Consider the following 15950-nt stretch of genomic DNA (forward strand, 5'->3'; position numbering starts at 1 on the left):
CGTGGCCGACCAGTCGGCGGACAAGAAATCCGCGTACAAGAAACTCGGCGCCCGCCACAAGGCCCGGCGCCGGGCGGTCGATCTGTTGTTCGAGGCCGAGGCCCGGGATGTCGACCCCGCCGATCTGGCCGATGAGCGGATCGAGCTCGCCGCCCACGACCAGGCGGTCGCGCCGGTTCACGCCTACACCCGGACCCTGGTGGACGGTATTGCCGAGGAGCTCGACCGGGTCGACGGCACGATCGAGTCGTACCTCCAGGATTGGACCCTCGGGCGGCTGCCGGCCGTGGACCGGGCCATCCTGCGGGTCGCGGTATGGGAACTGCTGTACGCCACCGATGTTCCGCCGATCGTCGCCGTGGACGAGGCGGTGGAATTGGCCAAGGAGCTGTCCACCGACGATTCCCCGGGCTTCGTCAACGGGGTACTGGGTCAGGTGGTGCAGGTGGCGCCGCAGATCCGGGCGGCCGCGTCGGCGACCCGGGCCGAACCGGAAACGGAAAGCTGACGTGCGCAAGTATCTGGTACTTGCGCTGCGCGCCCCCGCCTACGATCCGGCCGTCGGTGAACCGCACCGGCAGTTCCTGGATGGCCTGCGCGCGCAGGGCATGCTGCAGGAGGCCGGCCCATTCACGGACGGAACCGGTGGCGCCTACATCGTGCTCGCCGATTCCCGCGCGGCGGCCGAGGCGGTGGTGTTCACCGATCCGCTGCACACCTCCGGATCGTCCGAACTCACGGTCTACGAGTGGGAGATCACCGGCTGATCTCGGTGCCCCGGATCGACCGGCGCCCGATGATGCCCGAGTGGTATCCGCCGCGGCGTCGCCCGGGATGAGAGAGCGATAGGCTGTTCGTCGCAACGTCCCACCACAGTTCGAGGAGCGCGGGAATGACCGAGAACACCGAGATTGTGCTGCCCGACGGCGGCTGCACCACCGCGCAGGCGTGGGAGATCTTCGACAGTCTCCCCGCCGCCCGGGTGGATGAGGTGACCACCGGCCGCTGGCGCGGCGAAGAACTGCCGACCGGCCATCCGATGGATGGCATGCTGACCGAATCCGGTTGGTACGGAAAACAGTTCGATGCACCCGAAGAGGTCCATCCGTTGCTGTTCACCGATGAGCGCGGCACCGTTTTCGCGGTGGATCCCCGCCGGGTTCCGCTCGCGCTGGCGGACAAGATCAAACCGGAGTGGTTGCGCCCGATGCGCAACAACCTGCGCACCCTCGCCCCGGCACTCCGTACCCGCAAACCGACCGCGCGATTGCGCGATATCGAGTACCGCGGCGTGGTGAGCGCTGCCATGGTCTACGACCACAAGCCGATTATCGACCACTTCCGCCGGCTCGGCCCCGATGCACTGCTCGGTGTCATGGATATGCGGGGGATGGCCGAACCGTACTTCTTCGTACTGCGCCGCTGACCGTTGCCTGCTCGGCGATGAGGCCTGTCGCCGGTTGGTGTGCGGTCATGGACGGGCCGCAGAATCACCGGGCGCCGCTGCCGTCGCATTGTCGGCGGCGCGGCGGGTTCCGGAACTATGCGGTGGCGGACAGTCGCAGCATCACGGCCGCGGTCGCGTACACAGGATGGTGGCGCGGTCGGCCGGAGGATTACGCGGACGCAGACGGTCGCAGGATCACCTTGCCCAGCGGAATCCGCGACTCCACCAATTCGTGTGCCCGAGCGGCCTCGTCGAGGGGCAGTACGGTCTCGACCGCGGACGCCAGTGCGGGTACCCGCGCGAGGGTATCGGCTCTGGCCCGGTGCACCCGCCCGTGCCAGGCTGCGCCCGCGCAGGCGGTGAGGGTGAGACCGCCCGGAATGAGGTCGGCGGCCGATACCTGCGCCGGTGCCCCGGTTAGCCAGCCGTAGCTGAGCATCCGGCCCGAACCGGGGGTCATCGCCGCCAAGAGCGCTGTCGCCGAGGCACCACCGAGGGAATCGAACACGACATCGACGGTGGCCGGTGCGCTCTCGCCGATCCGGTCGGTCCACCGTTCCTCGCGGTGGTCGATGACCAGATCGGCGCCCAGGGCCCGGGCATGCTCGATTTTGGTGGCGCCACCCGCCGTGGCGATCACGTGCGCCGCGCCGAACTCCCGGGCCAGCTGGATCAGATAGCTGCCCACGCCGGTGGCTCCCGCTTCTATCAGCACGGTCTCGGATCCGGTCAGGTTCGCCGTCTCCAGCAGCGCCAGTGCGACCGAACCGCTCATCATCGCCGCGGCCGCCTCCTCGACCGGCACACCGGCGGGTATGGGGGTCGTGCTCTCGGCGCTTGCGCAGACGAATTCGGCATAGGAACCGACACCGGCGGTGTCGGCGACCACGAGCCGGCCCGCGAGATCGGATGCGACACCGGCGCCCACATCGACAACTTCCCCGGCGACCTGGAAACCGAAGACCATGGGCGGAGGTGTGGTCGTCGGGAACGCTCCCGAGCGCAGTTGGGTTTCGGGATAGAGGACGGGGATCGCCGCCGCCCGGATCAGCACTTCACCGGCGGCCGGGCGCGGTCGCGGGACCTCGCGGGGGACCAGCACCTCGGGTCCACCGGTAGCCGTCATTACGATTGCCTGCACAGGAAACTCCTTAAGTTGACTGTCGGTCCAGTTACCGAATTACGATATGGACCGACGGTCAACTTGTCAACGAAGGTGGTGTGATGGCTCCCGCGAAGGAACGTGCGGATGCTGCCCGCAACCGGCGCGCGATCCTCGACGCGACTGCCGCGCTGCTGGCGGAACACGGCGCCGAAGCCGTCACCATGGATCGCGTCGCGGCCGCCGCGGGAGTCGGAAAAGGTACGATCTTCCACCGGTTCGGCAACCGCGCCGGCCTGCTGCACGAGTTGGTCGCGGAGAGCGCGCTCACGCTGCGGGCGGCCGTCACCGAGGGGCCGCCGCCGCTGGGGCCGGGTGCGCCGGCCGGTGACCGGCTGGTCGCGTTCCTCGAGGCCCTGGCGTGCCTGTCGATCGACAATATGGACCTGATGGCCATCTACCGGACCGTGGCGCCGCATCCGCGCACCGAGGAATTCCACCTGTTCTGGCGCCGGCACATCACCGCATTGCTGGGCGAGGCGCGCCCGGAGCTGGACGCCGAGGTCGTCGGCCGGTTGCTGATGGACAGCCTGGCCGGTGCGACCGTGCCGGATCTCGTCCGCTCGGGTGCGCGTGATCGGCTGCTCGCGGCGGTGGCCGAACTGGTGCGCTCGGTGCTGCGCACCCCGTAGCCGCCGGCGGAAAATCCGTTGTCCGCCCCGCGTATTCGTGGTCTCCTTGTCCGGCTACGCGAGGCGGGATTCGGAGGTGACATGGCCACGCGGACGAGTCGGCCGCGCCGTGTCGCGGCCACCGATGAACTGCTGAAACTGCACCGGCGCGTCATGCTGCTCGACGGGCGTGTCTACACGGTGATCAGTTTGCGGCCGGATACCGATTTCCGGTTCTCCACCAATCGTTTCCACGACACCTGGCATGTGCTCTCGGACTGGCGTGGTGCCCGGGTACTGGCCCGGCTGTTGTGGGGGCTGTCGTATCAGCGGCGTCCCGGGACCCTGGTGGTCATCGATGCACGGCATCTCGACCCGAATCCGTTCGACAGCGCGCCCGCCGATCCGATCGTGCTCGTGCCCTCGGACCGTACGGTGTTCACGCGGAAGACGGCCGCGGCGCTGAGCCGCCGGTTACCCCTGCGTGGTCGGCCGGACGGCACTGTCCGGTGGCAGACATTCGGGCTTCCGGCCGCGGTGGCGGCGCTGGAGGAATGGCGGGAGCAGATGTTCGCGGGCTCCGCGGGCTATCTCCGGCCACCTGCCGGGCAGTGCCGGATCGATCGCTTCGGCCGGTTGCTCGTGCTCGCGGGTTCCGCCGAATGGCTGCGTGACTGGGCGGTCGGTGTCGCCCGGCTCGGCGACGCCGAGTCGTCGGACATGGACTACGCGTACCTGGATGAGACGGGTGACGGTGAGGTGCAGGTCTTCCGGCAGTACCGGCGGATGGTCGGGGCCGCGCGCCGCGCCCGGGCGGAGTTGTGCGCCGCGGGAGTGGTGCCCACCGAGTGGGTCCAGCGGCGTATCTGGTCCGAGGCCGCGGCCATCCGCCGTCGCGCGCTACCGGCCCCGCCGGCCCGGAACTGATCGTTCAGCGCACATCGCGCGGCCGGAACTGGATGCTGATCCGTGGCCCGGTCGCGCGCCGGGATTTCGGTACGGCGTGTTCCCAGGTGCGCTGGCACGACCCGCCCATGACGAACAGGTCGCCGTGGCCGGGCCGGAATCGGAGGCTCGGGCCGCCGGATCGGGGCCGCAGGAGCAGCGGCCGGGGTGCGCCCAGCGTGAGGATGGCGACCATGGTGTCCTGCACGGCGCCGCGTCCGAGGGTGTCCCCGTGCCAGGCCACACTGTCGCGGCCGTCGCGGTAATAGCACAGTCCGGCGGTGCGGAACGGTTCGCCGAGCTCGTTGCGGTAGTGGTCGGACAGCGCGCTGCGTGCGTCCGTGAGTACGGGATCGGGCAGCGGCTCGGACTCTCCGTAGAAACACAGCAGTCGCGGTACCTCGACCACCCGGTCGTACATCGGGCGTCGCTCGCCGTACCACGGAACGGTGGTGGCCAGCCGGTCGAAGAGTTCGTCGGCGCCGCGCAGCCATCCTGGCCGCAGATCCACCCAGGCTCCCTCGGTGAGGTGGGTGCGGCGGGTGCCCGCGAGCGGTTCGAGTTCGATCGCGCCGAAGCCGTCGAGGAGTGATCCTTGCAGCGGTGTCGACATAGTCGAAGCATAGCGGATAGTCGAACGCATGTTCGATCGTCGTGTGTTTCGTCCGGAAGTGGTAGAAGAGCGCGACTTCGGTGACGCCGGAGCGTTCCGTGGGGTTGACTGGCCGGGCGACAAGCAGGTTTTCCCGGAGGGAGCGTCGATGTCCGAACCAGCTGTACCGATCCCGACCGCCGGTGTGGCGATGACCGCGCTCGGTGTCGCGCTCGTCCGGGTCCGGGAGACCGCGCGACCCGACAGGTTGTACGCGGACCCGCTCGCCGAGGCGTTCGTCGCCGCCGCGCGCCCGGGATTCGGCGACGATCGCTGGTCGCGTCTGGAAACGCTGGCCGGCCAGTTCTACGAAGGCCGCACCCTTGCGGTCCGAGCCGTCGACGATTCCGTCCAGGAGGCCACCGGTGCGGGCTGTCCGCAGATCGTCCTGCTCGGTGCCGGTCTGGACATGGGACGATCTCGTCGCGCCCTACGGGCGGCCCGGCGCGGTCGGTGCCGACCCCGCCGTCGGTCATGTCCTGGCGGTCCGTGAGTGATCGCGGCACGCGCCGGGTAGCGGGCCTCACACCGGCGGCGGCCCGGGTGTGCGGGTGGCCGCGCTCACACCTGCTTCGGCCGCCTCACCTGGTGAAAAGTGCCGTGGCGGGGCTGATAGGCTGCTCGGCGTAAGACATCCTTTAACGGACCGTCCGGTGAGGCGGGGAAGGAGGTCGGTATGGCTGTGCCCGAAGAACGGGCCGCCACGTCCGGCGCTGCCGAGGCCACGCCCGCAGAGCGGCATACACCGGAATGGGTGGCGGCGGGACGGGAATTGTTGTCCCCCTCCGATGTCGGCCGGACCGTCGCGCGGATCGCGCATCAGATCATCGAACGCACCGCGCTGGATTCCGGCGACCCGGGCACACCCCGTGTGGTGCTGATCGGCATCCCGACCCGGGGCACCACCCTCGCGGCGCGGCTCACCGACAAGATCGAGGAATTCTCCGGGGTGCGACCCGCACTGGGTTCGCTGGATATCACGCTCTACCGCGACGACCTGCGCAGCAAACCGCACCGGCCGCTGGAACGCACCTCGGTCCCCGAGGGCGGGGTCGAGGACGCGCTGGTCGTCCTGGTCGACGATGTGCTCTTCTCCGGGCGCACGGTCCGGTCCGCACTCGACGCCCTGCGCGATCTGGGCCGGCCGCGGGCCGTGCAGCTCGCCGTTCTCGTCGACCGCGGCCATCGGGAATTGCCGATCCGGGCCGATTTCGTCGGGAAGAACGTGCCCACCTCGCGCGCCGAGGATGTCTCGGTGCTGCTGACCGAACACGACGGCCGCGACGGCGTCTTTCTGCATCAGGGGGAGGGACAGTGAGGCATCTGCTGACGGTGACCGATCTCGATCGCGAGACCGCCACGGAACTACTGGACGAGGCCGAACGCTTCGAGCAGGCGCTGCTGGGCCGTGAGGTGCGCAAACTGCCCACCCTGCGCGGCCGCACGGTGATGACGGTGTTCTTCGAGAACTCCACCCGGACCCGGGTCTCGTTCGAGGTCGCCGGCAAATGGATGAGCGCCGATGTGATCAATGTGAGCGCGAGCAGTTCCTCGGTCGCGAAAGGGGAGTCGCTGCGCGATACCGCGCTCACCCTGCACGCGGCGGGGGCCGACGCGCTCATCGTGCGCCACCCCGCTTCCGGCGCGGCGCATCAGATCACCCACTGGTTCGAGGAATGGTCGCGGCAATCGGGCAGCGCGGTACCCGCGGTGATCAATGCCGGTGACGGAACGCACCAGCATCCCACCCAAGCTCTGCTCGACGCGCTCACGCTGCGGCAGCGGCTGGGTGATATCGCCGGGCGGCGGGTGGTGATCGTCGGCGATATCCTGCACAGCCGGGTGGCCCGGTCCAATGCCTTCCTGCTGTCCACCCTCGGCGCGGAAGTGGTGCTGGTGGCGCCGCGCACGCTGCTACCGGTGGGTGTCGAGGACTGGCCGGTGCGGGTTTCGGTGGATCTGGATTCCGAGCTGCCCGGCGCCGACGCCGTGCTCATGCTGCGGGTCCAGGCGGAGCGGATGAACGGCGGGTTCTTCCCGTCGGCCCGCGAATACGCCGTCCGCTATGGCCTGAGTGAACGGCGCGTGGGTCTGCTCGACGAACACGCGGTGGTGCTGCACCCCGGCCCGATGCTGCGCGGGATGGAGATCGCGTCGTCGGTGGCGGATTCCCCGCGCGCGGCCGTATTGCAACAGGTGACGAATGGAGTCCATATGCGCATGGCGGTGCTTTTCCGCCTGCTGGTCGGTGTGCAGGAGGCCGCGGCGTGAACACGGTGCTGATCACCGGAGTGCGTCTCTACGGTGAGGGCGAACCGGTCGATGTGCTGATCTCCGGCGGGGTGATCCGGGAGATCGGGACCGGGCTGACGGCCGGCGATGCCGAGATAGTCGCGGCCGAGGGACAGGTACTGCTGCCCGGGTTCGTGGACCTGCATACACATCTGCGGGAACCGGGCCGGGAGGACACCGAGACCATCGAATCCGGGTCCGCCGCCGCGGCGCTCGGCGGGTATACGGCTGTGTTCGCCATGGCCAATACCGCGCCGGTCGCCGATACGCAGGTGATCACCGATCACGTGTGGCGGCGCGGCCGGGAAGTCGGGCTCGTCGATGTGTATCCGGTCGGTGCCGTCACCGTCGGGCTCGCCGGCGAACAGCTCGCCGAAATGGGGACGATGGCCGCCGGCGTCGCCGGGGTGCGCATGTTCTCCGACGATGGGCATTGCGTCCACGATCCGCTGATCATGCGGCGGGCGCTGGAGTACGCGCGGTCCCTCGATGTACTGATCGCCCAGCATGCCGAGGAGCCCCGGCTCACCCGCGGCGCGGTCGCGCACGAGGGCCCGACCGCGGCCCGGCTGGGACTGGCGGGCTGGCCGCGGGCCGCCGAGGAATCCATCGTGGCGCGGGACGCGCTGCTCGCCCGCGACGCCGGTGCGCGGGTCCATATCTGCCATGCGTCGACCGCGGGCACGGTCGAGCTGGTGAAATGGGCCAAGGACCAGGGGATCGCGATCACGGCCGAGGTCACCCCGCATCATCTGCTGCTGACCGACGCCCGGCTGGAGACCTACGACGCGGTCAACAAGGTGAATCCGCCGCTGCGCGAGGGATCCGATACCGAGGCGTTGCGGCAGGCGCTGGCCGCCGGGATCGTCGACTGTGTCGCCACCGATCATGCACCCCATGCCGAACAGGACAAATGCTGCGAATTCGCGGCGGCCCGGCCCGGGATGCTCGGCTTGCAGACGGCGCTGTCGATCGTGGTGGAGACCATGGTCCGGCCCGGTCTGCTGGATTGGCGCGGGGTGGCGCGGGTGATGAGTGAACGTCCGGCCGACATCGTCGGGCTCGACGATCACGGCCGGCCGATCGAGGTCGGCGAACCCGCCAACCTGGTCCTGGTCGACCCGGAGGCGAGCTGGACGGTGGAGGGCGAGCACCTCGCCAGTATCGCGAGCAATACGCCCTTCCAGTCGATGACGCTGCCCGGCCGGGTCACCACCACACTGCTGCGCGGCCGGATCACCGCCCGCGACGGTGTGGCCGCCGCCCCCGCACCGGTGGGAGGCCACTGATGGAACGGACACTCTGGGTCATCCTCTGCGTGCTGCTGTGGGTGCTGGCGGTGTATCTGATGTACCGGGGCTGGCGCAATCGCGCGGCCCGGCAGGAGGACCGGATCGGTGACCTGCCCCCGGTCCCGGACGACACCGGCGCGCAAGTGCTGGAACCGGCCACCGGTCTCTATCTCGGCAGCACCATGGCGCCGAGTTGGCAGGACCGGATAGCCGTCGGTGACCTGGGATTCCGCGCGACCGCGGAGCTGACCCGGTTCGAGAAAGGGATCCTGCTGGCCCGCCAGGGCGCCTCGGCGATCTGGATACCGGCGGAATCCATCACCGCCATCCGGACCGAACGCGGGCACGCGGGCAAGGTCATGACCGAAGGTGGCGTCCTGGTGATCCGCTGGACGCTGCCGACCGGAACCGAAATCGACACCGGGTTCCGGGGCGACGACAAAACGGTGTATCCGGCTTGGGCGCGGGCAACGACGGGAGACGACGAACAATGACGAGTACGACAACAGCCGCGGCCCTGGTCCTCGAGGACGGGCGGGTGTTCCGCGGGAACGCCTACGGTGCGATCGGGCAGACCCTCGGCGAAGCGGTGTTCTGCACCGCCATGACCGGCTACCAGGAAACGCTCACCGATCCGAGTTATCACCGGCAGATCGTGGTGGCGACGGCCCCGCAGATCGGTAATACGGGCTGGAACGACGAGGACGACGAATCGCAGCGCATCTGGGTCGCGGGCTATGCGGTGCGCGATCCCGCCCGCCGCGCCTCGAACTGGCGGGCCACCGGCACCCTGCCGGGGCAGCTGGAAGAGCAGAACATCGTCGGGATCGCCCGGATCGACACCCGCGCGGTGGTGCGGCATCTGCGCAGCCGCGGGTCGATGAAGGCCGGTATCTTCTCCGGGCCCGCGCTCGCCGAGCCCGCGGAGCTGCTCGCCCGGGTGACCGGGCAGCCGTCGATGCTCGGCGCGGACCTGGCCGGTGAGGTCAGTACCGACGAGATCTATACCGTCGAACCCGAGGGTGAGCCCCGGTTCACGGTGGTCGCGGTGGACCTCGGCATCAAATCCAATACCCCGCGGATGTTCGCCGAGCGCGGGATGCGGGTGCATGTGGTCCCGTCGTCGGCGAGCCTGGACAAGATCCTGGAACTGAAACCCGACGGCGCGTTCCTGTCCAACGGCCCCGGCGATCCGGCCACCGCCGATACCGCGGTCGCCCTCACCCAGGGCCTGCTCGACCAGGGCCTGCCGCTGTTCGGTATCTGCTTCGGGAACCAGATCCTGGGCCGCGCGCTCGGCCGGGGGACCTACAAGATGAAGTTCGGTCACCGGGGCATCAACATCCCGGTCGTCGAGCACGACACCGGCCGCATCTCGATCACCGCGCAGAACCACGGGTTCGCGCTGGAAGGCGAGCGCGGTGAACAGTTCGACACCCCGTTCGGCAAGGCCGAGGTCAGCCATGTCTGCGCCAACGACGGCACGGTGGAAGGGGTCCGTCTGGTGGACGGTCGCGCCTTCTCCGTGCAATACCACCCGGAAGCGGCCGCCGGACCTCATGATGCCGCGTACTTGTTCGACCGGTTCGCCGGTCAGATGAAGGGAGCCTGATGCCTCGCCGTACCGATCTCGAACATATTCTGGTCATCGGATCGGGCCCGATCGTCATCGGTCAAGCGTGCGAGTTCGATTACTCGGGCACCCAGGCATGCCGGGTGCTGCGCGCGGAGGGCCTGCGGGTTTCGCTGGTCAACTCCAACCCGGCGACCATTATGACCGACCCGGAATTCGCCGATTCCACCTATGTGGAACCGATCACCCCGGAATTCGTCGAAAAGGTCATCGAGAAGGAACGCCCGGACGCCTTGCTGGCCACCCTGGGCGGGCAGACCGCGCTGAACACGGCGGTCGCCCTGCACGAGCGCGGTGTGCTGGAGAAATACGGGGTCGAGCTGATCGGCGCGGATTTCGAGGCCATCCAGCGCGGTGAGGACCGGCAGAAGTTCAAGGACATCGTGGCGAGCGTCGGCGGGGAGAGCGCCCGCTCGCGGGTCTGCTACACCATGGACGAGGTCCGCGATACCGTCGCCGAACTGGGCTTCCCGGTTGTCGTACGACCCTCGTTCACCATGGGCGGGCTCGGTTCCGGGATGGCCTACAACGACGAGGATCTGGACCGGATCGCCGGTGGCGGTCTGGCCGCCTCGCCCACCGCGAACGTCCTCATCGAGGAATCCATCCTGGGCTGGAAGGAATACGAGCTCGAGCTGATGCGCGACGGCCGCGACAATGTCGTGATCGTCTGCTCGATCGAGAACGTGGACCCGATGGGTGTGCACACCGGCGATTCGATGACCGTCGCACCCGCGCTGACGCTCACCGACCGCGAGTACCAGAAGATGCGCGACCTCGGTATCGCGATCCTGCGCGAGGTCGGCGTGGATACCGGCGGCTGCAATATCCAGTTCGCGGTGGACCCCAGCGACGGCCGGCTCATCGTGATCGAGATGAACCCGCGCGTGTCGCGGTCCTCGGCGCTGGCGTCCAAAGCTACGGGTTTCCCCATCGCCAAGATCGCGGCCAAGCTGGCCATCGGCTACACGCTGGACGAAATCGTCAACGACATCACCAAGGAAACCCCGGCCTGCTTCGAACCCACCCTCGACTATGTGGTGGTGAAGGCGCCGCGGTTCGCCTTCGAGAAGTTCCCCGGCGCCGACCCCACCCTCACTACCACGATGAAATCGGTGGGCGAGGCCATGTCGCTCGGCCGCAATTTCGCCGAGGCCCTGGGCAAGGTGCTGCGGTCGCTGGAAACCAAGTCCACCGGTTTCTGGACCACCGAGGACGCCGCCTGGGCGCCGGCGTCGCCGGACCAGGGTGATGTGGATACCGCGATCGCGGCGATCCTGACGGATCTGCGCACCCCGGTCGAGGGCCGGATCTACCAGGTGGAACGGGCTCTGCGGTTCGGCGCGAGTATCGAGGACGTCGCCGAGGCGTCCGGGATCGACCCGTGGTTCGTCGCCGAGATCGCCGGGCTGGTCGAGCTGCGCCGGGAACTGCTCGACACCGCGGTCCTGGACGAACCGCTGCTGCGCCGGGCGAAGTACCACGGCCTGTCCGACCGGCAGATCGCCGCGCTGCGGCCGGAGCTGGCCGGGGAGGGCGGCGTACGTTCGTTGCGGCACCGGCTCGGGGTGCGCCCCGTGTTCAAGACGGTGGATACCTGCGCCGCCGAATTCGAGGCGAAGACCCCGTACCACTATTCGGCCTACGAGCTCGACCCCGAGGCCGAATCCGAGGTCGCCCCGCAGCCCGACCGTGCGAAGGTGATCATCCTCGGCTCCGGGCCGAACCGCATCGGGCAGGGCATCGAATTCGACTACTCCTGTGTGCACGCCGCGCAGACGCTGTCGGCCGCCGGTTACGAGACGGTCATGGTCAACTGCAACCCCGAGACCGTCTCCACCGACTACGACACCGCCGACCGGCTCTACTTCGAACCGCTCACCTTCGAGGATGTGCTCGAGGTCTATCACGCGGAAACCGAATCCGGCACGGTCGCGGGTGTGATCGTCCAGCTCGGCGGGCAGACCCCGCTGGGTCTGGCGCAGAAGCTCACCGATGCCGGGGTTCCGGTGGTCGGTACCAGTGCCGCCGCCATCGACCTGGCCGAGGACCGCGGGGAATTCGGTGACGTCCTGGTCGCCGCCGGCCTGCCCGCCCCCAAGTACGGCACCGCCACCACCTTCGAGCAGGCCCGTAAGATCGCCGCCGATATCGGCTACCCGGTCCTGGTCCGGCCGTCCTATGTGCTCGGCGGCCGCGGGATGGAGATCGTCTACGACGAGAAGTCCCTCGAGGGCTACATCTCCCGCGCCACCGAACTCAGCCCCGAGCACCCGGTGCTGGTGGACCGCTTCCTCGAAGACGCCATCGAGATCGACGTCGACGCGCTCTGCGACGGCGACGAGGTGTTCCTCGGCGGGGTCATGGAACATATCGAGGAAGCCGGGATCCACTCCGGTGATTCGGCCTGCGCGCTGCCGCCGATCACGCTGGGGCGCAGCGATATCGAAGCGGTACGGCGCTCCACCATCGCGCTGGCCAAGGGTATCGGCGTCCGCGGGCTGCTGAACGTGCAGTACGCGCTCAAGGACGATGTGCTCTACGTCCTGGAGGCGAACCCGCGCGCCAGCCGCACGGTCCCGTTCGTCTCCAAGGCGACCGCGGTACCGCTGGCCAAGGCGGCCGCCCGGATCATGCTCGGCGCCACCATCGCCGACCTCCGCGCCGAGGGCATGCTGCCCGACGGTGACGGCGGGCACGTCCCGCTGGACGCCCCGGTCGCGGTCAAAGAAGCGGTCCTGCCCTTCCACCGCTTCCGCCGCGCCGACGGCAGCCAGGTGGATTCGCTGCTCTCCCCGGAGATGAAATCCACGGGTGAGGTCATGGGTATCGACGCCGATTTCGGTACCGCCTTCGCCAAGAGCCAGTCCGCGGCCTACGGGTCGCTGCCCACCGAAGGCACCGTCTTCGTCTCGATCGCCAACCGGGACAAGCGGGCCATGGTCTTCCCGGTCAAACGGCTGCACGATCTGGGTTTCCGGATCCTGGCCACCGCGGGCACCGCGGAAATGCTGCGGCGCAACGGGATCCCCTGCGAAGAGGTACGCAAGCACTCCGACCCGGTGCCGGCGAACGGCGGCGAACCGCCCGCCGCGTCCATCGTGGAACAGATCCGCGACGGCGAGGTCGACATGGTGTTCAACACCCCGTACGGCAACTCCGGGCCCCGGGTGGACGGTTACGAGATCCGCAGTGCCGCGGTGAGCGTGAACATCCCCTGCATCACCACCGTGCAGGGTGCCGCCGCGGCCGTCCAGGGGATCGAGGCCAGTATCGCCGGCGGGCTGGGCGTGCGCTCCCTGCAGGAACTGCATTCGGCGCTGCGCGGCTGAGGGCGCGGCGATGACGACCTTCGGAAAGCGGCTGGCGGCGGCCAAGCGCACGCACGGACCGATCTGCGTCGGGATCGACCCGCACCCGGCGCTGCTGGAGGCCTGGGATCTCCCCGGCGACGCCAACGGCCTGGAAACCTTCGCCGAGATCTGTGTGGAGGCTTTCGACGGGGTGGCGGCGGTGGTCAAACCGCAGGTCGCCTTCTTCGAGGCCTACGGGTCGGCGGGGATCGGGGTCCTCGAACGCACGATCGAAGTATTGCGTGCGTCCGGGACTCTGGTGCTGGCCGATGCCAAACGCGGCGATATCGGCTCCACGATGGACGCCTACGCCCGGGCTTGGCTCGCGGACGGGCCGCTGGGTGCCGACGCGGTCACGGTCTCGCCGTACCTCGGATTCGGCGCCCTGCAGCCCGCCCTGGACCTGGCCGCGGCCAACGGGCGCGGCGTGTTCGTGCTGGCCGCCACCTCCAACCCGGAAGCCGCCCGGGTGCAGCGGGCGATGGTGGACGGGCGAACGCTCGCACAAACGGTGGTCGATGCCGCGGCGGAGGTGAACCGCGGACTCGAACCGGGGTCGGTGGGCGTGGTCATCGGCGCGACACTCGCCGATATCCCCGACCTGACCGCAATGAACGGACCGATCCTGCTACCGGGAGTCGGGGCGCAGGGCGGCACCGCTGCGGCTGTCCGCGCGCTGCTTCCTGCATCCCTGTGGTCGGCTGCGGTCCCGAACGTCTCCCGTGACGTCCTGCGTGCCGGTCCTTCGGTTACCGCGCTACGGGACCGCCTGGGGGCCTTTCAAGAGGAGTTCGCGTTCCTCGCCTGACCGACGTCTGTGCCGGCGGGAGCGCGGCTCTCACGGGAGCTGTCGGACCGCGGCGTACGTCGCCGAGGCGGACGATACGAACCTGTTTTCCCTACTGTTCGTGGCGCATCGAGACGGTGGAACACACCCCGTGACCCCGTCGCCGGCCGCGGGAAGTGTGCTCCGCCGAAAAAATCCCAGAAAATTCCTGGTAGGGCGGTTGGGAGGTAGCGGGGCGGTCCTGCGGGCCCGTGGTTATCGCACCGCAAATGCCGCGCTGCGCTCAAAACCCGCTGCTGAGCAGGTGTTTCGTGTCCGGTCCGCAGGTCGTGCGGGCGCGGGCAAGCCGCGATGCGCACCTTGCGGCAAGGGGGCGTTACGGGGTCCGATTCATGCCCTGACCTGGGGGGTGGGTTCGCAATCCGGGGGCGTCGTGGGTACGGTCGCTGAGACTGTCGGGTTATCGGCAGGGAGTTGATGCAAGAAATGATGAGACGGAGGAACCGTGGCCCTTCCCCAGCTGACTGATGAGCAGCGCGCCGCTGCTCTGGAGAAGGCGGCTGCCGCTCGCCGTGCTCGGGCGGAGCTCAAAGATCGCCTGAAGCGCGGCGGCACCGACTTGAAAGAGGTCCTCGGCCAAGCCGAGACCGATGAGATCATCGGAAAGATGAAGGTGCGCGCACTGCTGGAAGCCCTGCCCAAGGTCGGCAAGGTCAAGGCCGAGGAGATCATGACTGAGCTCGAGATCGCGCCGACGCGTCGGCTACGTGGTCTCGGCGATCGGCAGCGTAAAGCGCTGCTCGCCAAATTCGATCTCGGCGCCTGACACCCTCGGTGATCGAGAACATGACGAAGGGTCGGCTGGTTGTACTGGTCGGCCCCTCGGCCGTGGGCAAGTCCACCGTGGTGCGATGTGTCCGCGAACGGCTGCCGGAACTGGTATTCAGCGTGTCGGCGACAACCCGGGACCCCCGTCCCGGTGAGGTCGACGGCCGTGATTACCGGTTCGTCAGCCGGGCCGAGTTCGACGCGATGATCGAGTCCGGCGATCTGCTCGAATGGGCGGATATCCACGGCGGGCTGCAGCGGTCGGGTACTCCGGCCGCGCCGGTGCGAGCCGCTCTGTCGGAGGGGCTGCCGGTGCTGATCGAGGTCGACCTCGAAGGAGCACGGTCGATCCGGCAGGTGATGCCGGAGGCCGTGCTCGTTTTCCTCGCGCCGCCCAGCTGGGAGGAGCTGGTGGACCGGCTGCGCAGCCGGGGCACCGAATCGCCGGAGGTCATCGAACGCCGGCTGGAGACCGCGCGGGTGGAATTGGCCGCGCGTGACGAGTTCGACACCGTGATCGTGAACGACACCGTGACCAGCGCCTGTGCGCAGTTGGTATCGTTGTTCGTCAGCACGAATTCCAATTCGTAGCCCGATACGCGGCTGTACGTCGCCGCGTGTCCGAGCCCCGACCCCGCAGGAGCCTCCTCAGTGAGCAGTACCGATATCGCCGCGCCCGCCTACGACACCCCGATCGGCCTCACCAACCCGCCGATCGACGAGCTGCTCGACCGCACCTCGTCCAAGTACGCACTGGTGATCTATGCGGCCAAGCGTGCCCGCCAGATCAACGACTACTACAACCAGCTGGGCGACGGCATCCTCGAGTACGTCGGCCCTCTGGTCGAGCCGCTGCCGCAGGAGAAGCCGCTGTCGGTGGCAATGCGCGAGATCCACAGCGATCTGCTCGAGCACACCGAAGGCGAATGACCCGATAGCCGGGTGAAC

At 68.7% G+C, this 15950-nt stretch carries 18 protein-coding genes; 16 read left to right on the forward strand and 2 right to left on the reverse strand.

Annotated features, from left to right (window positions below; translation table 11 throughout):
- Position 1 precedes the first annotated feature (1 nt).
- The 3 genes from nusB (at position 2) to ACIA75_RS14560 (ending at position 1426) form a co-directional block, all read left to right on the forward strand.
- Positions 2-508: a transcription antitermination factor NusB gene (gene nusB, locus ACIA75_RS14550; protein WP_397103864.1), complete on the forward strand. Its 507-nt coding sequence runs from the start codon at positions 2-4 to the stop codon at positions 506-508.
- A 1-nt stretch (position 509) separates the two neighbouring features.
- On the forward strand, positions 510-767 hold the full coding sequence (locus ACIA75_RS14555; protein ID WP_397103865.1) for a YciI family protein: 258 nt from the start codon (positions 510-512) through the stop codon (positions 765-767).
- Between the two features lie 125 nt (positions 768-892).
- The gene (locus ACIA75_RS14560) at positions 893-1426 is read left to right on the forward strand and encodes a DUF4334 domain-containing protein (RefSeq protein ID WP_397103867.1); all 534 of its coding nucleotides are present in this window, start codon (positions 893-895) and stop codon (positions 1424-1426) included.
- 190 nt (positions 1427-1616) lie between these two features.
- Here ACIA75_RS14560 and ACIA75_RS14565 read toward each other — a convergent pair whose 3' ends face one another.
- Entirely contained in the window at positions 1617-2588 is a 972-nt protein-coding gene (locus tag ACIA75_RS14565; RefSeq protein WP_397103868.1) for a zinc-binding alcohol dehydrogenase family protein, read from the reverse strand.
- Positions 2589-2671: 83 nt separating this feature from the next.
- On the opposite strand from ACIA75_RS14565, the gene ACIA75_RS14570 reads away from it, so the two are divergent.
- Positions 2672-3241 (forward strand): helix-turn-helix domain-containing protein, encoded by a 570-nt coding sequence (locus tag ACIA75_RS14570; RefSeq protein ID WP_397103870.1) that lies wholly within the window; start codon positions 2672-2674, stop codon positions 3239-3241.
- Between the two features lie 81 nt (positions 3242-3322).
- Positions 3323-4147, forward strand: coding sequence for a hypothetical protein (locus tag ACIA75_RS14575; protein WP_397103872.1), 825 nt, complete (start codon positions 3323-3325; stop codon positions 4145-4147).
- A gap of 4 nt (positions 4148-4151) precedes the next feature.
- On the opposite strand, the gene ACIA75_RS14580 is transcribed toward ACIA75_RS14575, so the two are convergent.
- The gene (locus ACIA75_RS14580; RefSeq protein ID WP_397103874.1) at positions 4152-4778 is read right to left on the reverse strand and encodes an alpha-ketoglutarate-dependent dioxygenase AlkB; all 627 of its coding nucleotides are present in this window, start codon (positions 4776-4778) and stop codon (positions 4152-4154) included.
- Positions 4779-4926: 148 nt separating this feature from the next.
- Between ACIA75_RS14580 and ACIA75_RS14585 the strand changes: the two genes are divergently transcribed.
- From ACIA75_RS14585 to rpoZ, 11 genes are all read left to right on the forward strand, one after another.
- A complete protein-coding gene (locus tag ACIA75_RS14585) occupies positions 4927-5310 on the forward strand; it encodes a class I SAM-dependent methyltransferase (RefSeq protein WP_397103876.1) in 384 nt (127 codons plus the stop codon).
- A gap of 183 nt (positions 5311-5493) precedes the next feature.
- Positions 5494-6135 (forward strand): bifunctional pyr operon transcriptional regulator/uracil phosphoribosyltransferase PyrR, encoded by a 642-nt coding sequence (pyrR, locus tag ACIA75_RS14590; protein ID WP_397103878.1) that lies wholly within the window; start codon positions 5494-5496, stop codon positions 6133-6135.
- Positions 6132-7088 carry an aspartate carbamoyltransferase catalytic subunit gene (locus ACIA75_RS14595; RefSeq protein WP_397103880.1) on the forward strand — a complete coding sequence of 319 codons (957 nt, stop codon included), beginning with the start codon at positions 6132-6134 and terminating at the stop codon, positions 7086-7088. Before pyrR ends, ACIA75_RS14595 begins: the two co-directional genes overlap by 4 nt.
- A complete protein-coding gene (locus ACIA75_RS14600; RefSeq protein ID WP_397103882.1) occupies positions 7085-8398 on the forward strand; it encodes a dihydroorotase in 1314 nt (437 codons plus the stop codon). Before ACIA75_RS14595 ends, ACIA75_RS14600 begins: the two co-directional genes overlap by 4 nt.
- Entirely contained in the window at positions 8398-8895 is a 498-nt protein-coding gene (locus ACIA75_RS14605) for a transporter (RefSeq protein ID WP_397103884.1), read from the forward strand. Before ACIA75_RS14600 ends, ACIA75_RS14605 begins: the two co-directional genes overlap by 1 nt.
- Positions 8892-10013, forward strand: coding sequence for a glutamine-hydrolyzing carbamoyl-phosphate synthase small subunit (carA, locus tag ACIA75_RS14610; RefSeq protein WP_397103886.1), 1122 nt, complete (start codon positions 8892-8894; stop codon positions 10011-10013). The genes ACIA75_RS14605 and carA overlap by 4 nt, the downstream gene beginning before the upstream one ends.
- Entirely contained in the window at positions 10013-13366 is a 3354-nt protein-coding gene (gene carB / locus ACIA75_RS14615) for a carbamoyl-phosphate synthase large subunit (protein ID WP_397103888.1), read from the forward strand. Before carA ends, carB begins: the two co-directional genes overlap by 1 nt.
- A gap of 10 nt (positions 13367-13376) precedes the next feature.
- Positions 13377-14195, forward strand: coding sequence for an orotidine-5'-phosphate decarboxylase (gene pyrF / locus ACIA75_RS14620; protein WP_397103890.1), 819 nt, complete (start codon positions 13377-13379; stop codon positions 14193-14195).
- Between the two features lie 484 nt (positions 14196-14679).
- Positions 14680-15000: an integration host factor, actinobacterial type gene (mihF, locus tag ACIA75_RS14625; protein WP_357231015.1), complete on the forward strand. Its 321-nt coding sequence runs from the start codon at positions 14680-14682 to the stop codon at positions 14998-15000.
- A gap of 20 nt (positions 15001-15020) precedes the next feature.
- Positions 15021-15593, forward strand: a complete 573-nt coding sequence (gene gmk / locus ACIA75_RS14630; RefSeq protein ID WP_397103893.1) for a guanylate kinase — start codon at positions 15021-15023, stop codon at positions 15591-15593.
- Positions 15594-15653: 60 nt separating this feature from the next.
- The gene (gene rpoZ / locus ACIA75_RS14635; RefSeq protein WP_068037227.1) at positions 15654-15932 is read left to right on the forward strand and encodes a DNA-directed RNA polymerase subunit omega; all 279 of its coding nucleotides are present in this window, start codon (positions 15654-15656) and stop codon (positions 15930-15932) included.
- Positions 15933-15950 lie beyond the last annotated feature (18 nt).

Origin of the sequence: Nocardia sp. NPDC051750, assembly GCF_044453135.1 — a bacterium.
GTDB lineage: Bacteria > Actinomycetota > Actinomycetes > Mycobacteriales > Mycobacteriaceae > Nocardia.

What these genes read in the sequence shown, in the direction of transcription:
- ACIA75_RS14560 (WP_397103867.1), top strand. Translation starts at nt 893, where the DNA reads ATGACCGAGAACACCGAGATTGTGCTGCCCGACGGCGGCTGCACCACC.
- ACIA75_RS14570 (WP_397103870.1), top strand. Translation starts at nt 2,672, where the DNA reads ATGGCTCCCGCGAAGGAACGTGCGGATGCTGCCCGCAACCGGCGCGCG.
- ACIA75_RS14575 (WP_397103872.1), top strand. Translation starts at nt 3,323, where the DNA reads ATGGCCACGCGGACGAGTCGGCCGCGCCGTGTCGCGGCCACCGATGAA.
- ACIA75_RS14580 (WP_397103874.1), bottom strand. Translation starts at nt 4,778, where the DNA reads ATGTCGACACCGCTGCAAGGATCACTCCTCGACGGCTTCGGCGCGATC.
- ACIA75_RS14585 (WP_397103876.1), top strand. Translation starts at nt 4,927, where the DNA reads ATGTCCGAACCAGCTGTACCGATCCCGACCGCCGGTGTGGCGATGACC.
- pyrR (WP_397103878.1), top strand. Translation starts at nt 5,494, where the DNA reads ATGGCTGTGCCCGAAGAACGGGCCGCCACGTCCGGCGCTGCCGAGGCC.
- ACIA75_RS14605 (WP_397103884.1), top strand. Translation starts at nt 8,398, where the DNA reads ATGGAACGGACACTCTGGGTCATCCTCTGCGTGCTGCTGTGGGTGCTG.
- carA (WP_397103886.1), top strand. Translation starts at nt 8,892, where the DNA reads ATGACGAGTACGACAACAGCCGCGGCCCTGGTCCTCGAGGACGGGCGG.
- carB (WP_397103888.1), top strand. Translation starts at nt 10,013, where the DNA reads ATGCCTCGCCGTACCGATCTCGAACATATTCTGGTCATCGGATCGGGC.
- pyrF (WP_397103890.1), top strand. Translation starts at nt 13,377, where the DNA reads ATGACGACCTTCGGAAAGCGGCTGGCGGCGGCCAAGCGCACGCACGGA.
- gmk (WP_397103893.1), top strand. Translation starts at nt 15,021, where the DNA reads ATGACGAAGGGTCGGCTGGTTGTACTGGTCGGCCCCTCGGCCGTGGGC.